This window comes from Rhizobium bangladeshense (assembly GCF_001662075.1).
GTDB lineage: Bacteria > Pseudomonadota > Alphaproteobacteria > Rhizobiales > Rhizobiaceae > Rhizobium > Rhizobium bangladeshense_B.
On record NZ_LYPL01000047.1, the window covers coordinates 1 to 3,432 of the forward strand.

Here is a 3,432-nt window from a genome sequence, read left to right on the forward strand (position 1 = left end):
GCGATCTGCATCTTGAACATCATGGCCGCCTGATGGGTACGGCTGGTGCGGCGATGAGTACACTTGATGAATTTGTTTCAGCGCACGGGATCGATCGCGTCGACTTCATAAAGCTGGACGTAGACGGAAACGAAAGCGATGTGATCCTTGGCGCCAATACAACAATAAATATGTTTAAGCCAAACATTCTACTGGAGCTTGCGCCTTACGTATACAAATCTCAGCCCGAAAAATTTGATGCGATTCTGAATTTACTCTGGAGTGAGGGATATGAGATATCCGACGTTGCCAGAAATCGAAAACTGCCGCGAAACCCGGATGTTGTTAGATCGATCATTCCCGCGGGCGGAGGATTGAACGTGCTCGCCACTTGCGTTTGATCTCGCGGAAAGCATTTCCGCAGCCACGACTTGGGAAATTGGAATCTCAGGAGACATCATGAGCGACTACGTTCAACGTGGGCCCAAAACAAGCAGCTTGGTTCTGCTCACTATTTCAGTTTTGTGTACGCACTGGATGGCCTTCGTTAATGAAGGAATATTTGCGGAAGACGCCGGCCTGTTCTCGTCGCTGTTTTTCAAAGACTGGAACGCAATCATGAACATGTATTCGTCCGCAGCAGTACCATTGTTCACATACTATGTCTGGCCACTATCTTATATCCCAAATATTTTTCTGCTTAAATCTATAGTTATTTTCGGCGTTTATATAGCTGTTATTTTTTCGTATCTGATTGCCTTAAAAAGCGAGTTTCTCACTGAACGAGAATCCTTTTATATTGCGCTACTTTCGCATTTACTGCCAATAACAACAGTTACTGTAATAATCACATACTCAACGTACTTTAACGCGTATGCGCTATTCCTGGTAGCTACATATCTATTTATCTCTCTTGAACGGACCCGTGGAAGACTTTACTACCTCGTCAGGGGGGCCTCCATTTTTATTTACTTTGTATCATTTACGCTCAATTCTTTGCTCGTACTTTACGCTGCCGCTTTCATCCTAGCCTATCTCGTCCACATGAACCAAGCGGCTCGACAGCTTAGCGACCTACGAGGGTTCATACTCACGTTTCTTTCATTTTGTAAATCAAAAGTAGATTTTGCAGCCCTTCCTATCGCATATTGGCTGCACAAAGGATTATTCCATAACAAGACTGGGCTTTATAACAATTATAATAGCTTTTATTTAGATCTCTCTAGCATTACCCACAATTCTTACCAATTCCTTACCAATGGAATCGTAGCGCCTATTGCAATTAGGCCTTTTGCAATTGGATTAATCGATTTTAATATTTATGTATTTTTGAGTGTTTTCGCGTATTCGGCGCTTTTTGTCACTTTATTTTTTCTCCTCAGAACACCAAATGCTGCAGATCCTGGTATTAACACCCGGAGACTAGGCGGTAGTCTCAAGATAATAAGTTTTGGACTCTTCTCCCTTCTTTGCGGAACTCTTCCCTATATCCTTGTCGGGAAAAGTCCGGAGCTTGGAGTGTTGATGAGAAATGCCATCTTGATGCCCCTCCCCCTGGCTGTGATCGTGATCGGTTTTTTGCGATTTCTGGAGCGACGAGCGCCTATCTTGCAGGGCAAGAGAACTTCGTTTGTGTTACTTCTGATCGTTCTTACATTGTTTACAAATCGATGGTGGGGAAGTTACGCGGCTTGGCAGGCACGAGCTGCCAAAGACTTGGCGGTCTCGCAATACCTTGTTGACAATCCACAATGGTCGACCTTTTCGAATTATTGGATAAACGATAAGTTTCCTATGCCGGGGGAAGCCTCGGAATATGGGTTTGCTGATTACACCTCCAAATTTCACATCATTTGGGGCGGACAGACCAGGATGGCATTTACGCCTCCCCACATAGAGTTCTTCGGCATCGACTCGGCGCCAGGCGTAAGACCAGTTCATTCAACGAACCCTGCACGTATCGCCTTTTTCTGCGACGCCTGGGCCAGCGCAAAAGATATCGATCTGAGTGGACCGCAAGCTCAGCTGGAAATATCATCCAAACAAAGCTCGTGGAATAATGCATCTCTCGCATACGAGTATCTATATTTTCGTTTTATCAGACCTAGCGAGTTGAAAGCCCATTTAAGCGGCCTGGTAAGTGTAACGCTGCGAGCACTTTGATGTATAATGGTGTGTGAGACGCTGGCTTCCTCACCACTGCTCTTCTTGTATTCTGCGTCTAATCGTCGGACCGATTAGCTGCGATATTTAACGACCTTCGCCGGTGAACCAACTGCAATTGCATAATCCGGGATGTCTGTAGTTACCACGGAATTTGCCCCGATCACCGCCCCAGTCCCTATCGTGACGTTCATCAATATTTTCGCACCCGCTCCAATCCAGACATCATTACCAATCTCAACAAAGCCTATTTCAGCCTTCTGCAGTCTGATCGGTATGTCTCGTCTCATACCGTGGCCGTGATCGATGATCTGGACATCAGAACCGATGAGCACGTCATTGCCTATGGATATGCGGTTCTTGGCGGTGATAATGTTCCGGCGCCCGATGACGGTGTTGTTTCCAATAAACACCTTCGGCTCAGGCATCGTGAGTTGGAAGAATGAATGGTCTTGGATTGTGACATTGCTGCCGACCTCAAGAACGGCATGCTTCACCATCCGGAACTCGGCGCTGCGCTTGACAACGAGGTTGGAGCCGGCGCGACTGAAGTAGCGAAGCCGCTTATATGCGGTGACGAGACGCTGAAGAATTCCTCCGCGGTTCCGGTACGACGCTTTATCGGCTCTCATGACTACCTCCGAGTTCGAGGGTCATTAGCTCACAGCGTCAATTATTGCCAGTGACCGTCGGTGCATATCCCCGGTAGAAGCTCAGGCACGCCGTCCATTGCACCATAGCTTGAGAGCAAACGGCGTTATGCATATCTCCCACACGGGAAATAGAAACCATCGGTCCACACCCAGATATTGCCGGCAGCGCCAGCGACCTGCCTGACCTGCTTGTTCGTGTTCGTCCAAACATCTTGGCTCCCTACGACATAACTGCCCGCCACCTGGATGGTGCCCATGTTGCCGCCATCGGCAGAGATGCTAGCAAGAAGAATCCCCTGCGCCGGATCGTGGATCAGTACGGCATTGGTTGTCGCGCTCGATGTAAATTCAAACCGTAGCTTCGCCTTGACCTTAATCCCATTGGGCACGGTCAGTGTGAGAAGCGCCGAGCTCGTAGAAATAGCGGCACTTACCGCATCTTTGGCCGGCGTCACGAAAGTATACTCGTCTCGAGGATACATAACGAACTGCCGAATAAGCGAGTTGGTATCCGTCAGCACCACGCCGATGCAGTTGACGATGGTATAGCCGGTGAGCAGCGTTGTGGTGACGCCGGCGATCGTTGCCGAGGTCGAGAGAACCACGTCGAAAGTCAGGTCGGCGTCCTTGCGCAACG

General features: G+C 48.4%; 3 protein-coding genes and 1 pseudogene. 2 read left to right on the forward strand and 2 right to left on the reverse strand.

What is annotated here, in order from left to right; genetic code table 11:
- The coding region (locus A7X77_RS31070; protein WP_156668191.1) for an FkbM family methyltransferase at positions 1-380 on the forward strand (380 nt) is incomplete at its 5' end.
- A 58-nt stretch (positions 381-438) separates the two neighbouring features.
- Positions 439-2,142: a hypothetical protein gene (locus A7X77_RS31075; RefSeq protein WP_064686623.1), complete on the forward strand. Its 1,704-nt coding sequence runs from the start codon at positions 439-441 to the stop codon at positions 2,140-2,142.
- Between the two features lie 74 nt (positions 2,143-2,216).
- On the opposite strand, the gene A7X77_RS31080 is transcribed toward A7X77_RS31075, so the two are convergent.
- Both A7X77_RS31080 and A7X77_RS33655 read right to left on the reverse strand, forming a co-directional pair.
- A complete protein-coding gene (locus A7X77_RS31080; RefSeq protein ID WP_064686624.1) occupies positions 2,217-2,774 on the reverse strand; it encodes an acyltransferase in 558 nt (185 codons plus the stop codon).
- A 125-nt stretch (positions 2,775-2,899) separates the two neighbouring features.
- Positions 2,900-3,432: pseudogene (locus A7X77_RS33655) on the reverse strand (hypothetical protein); the annotation flags it as partial.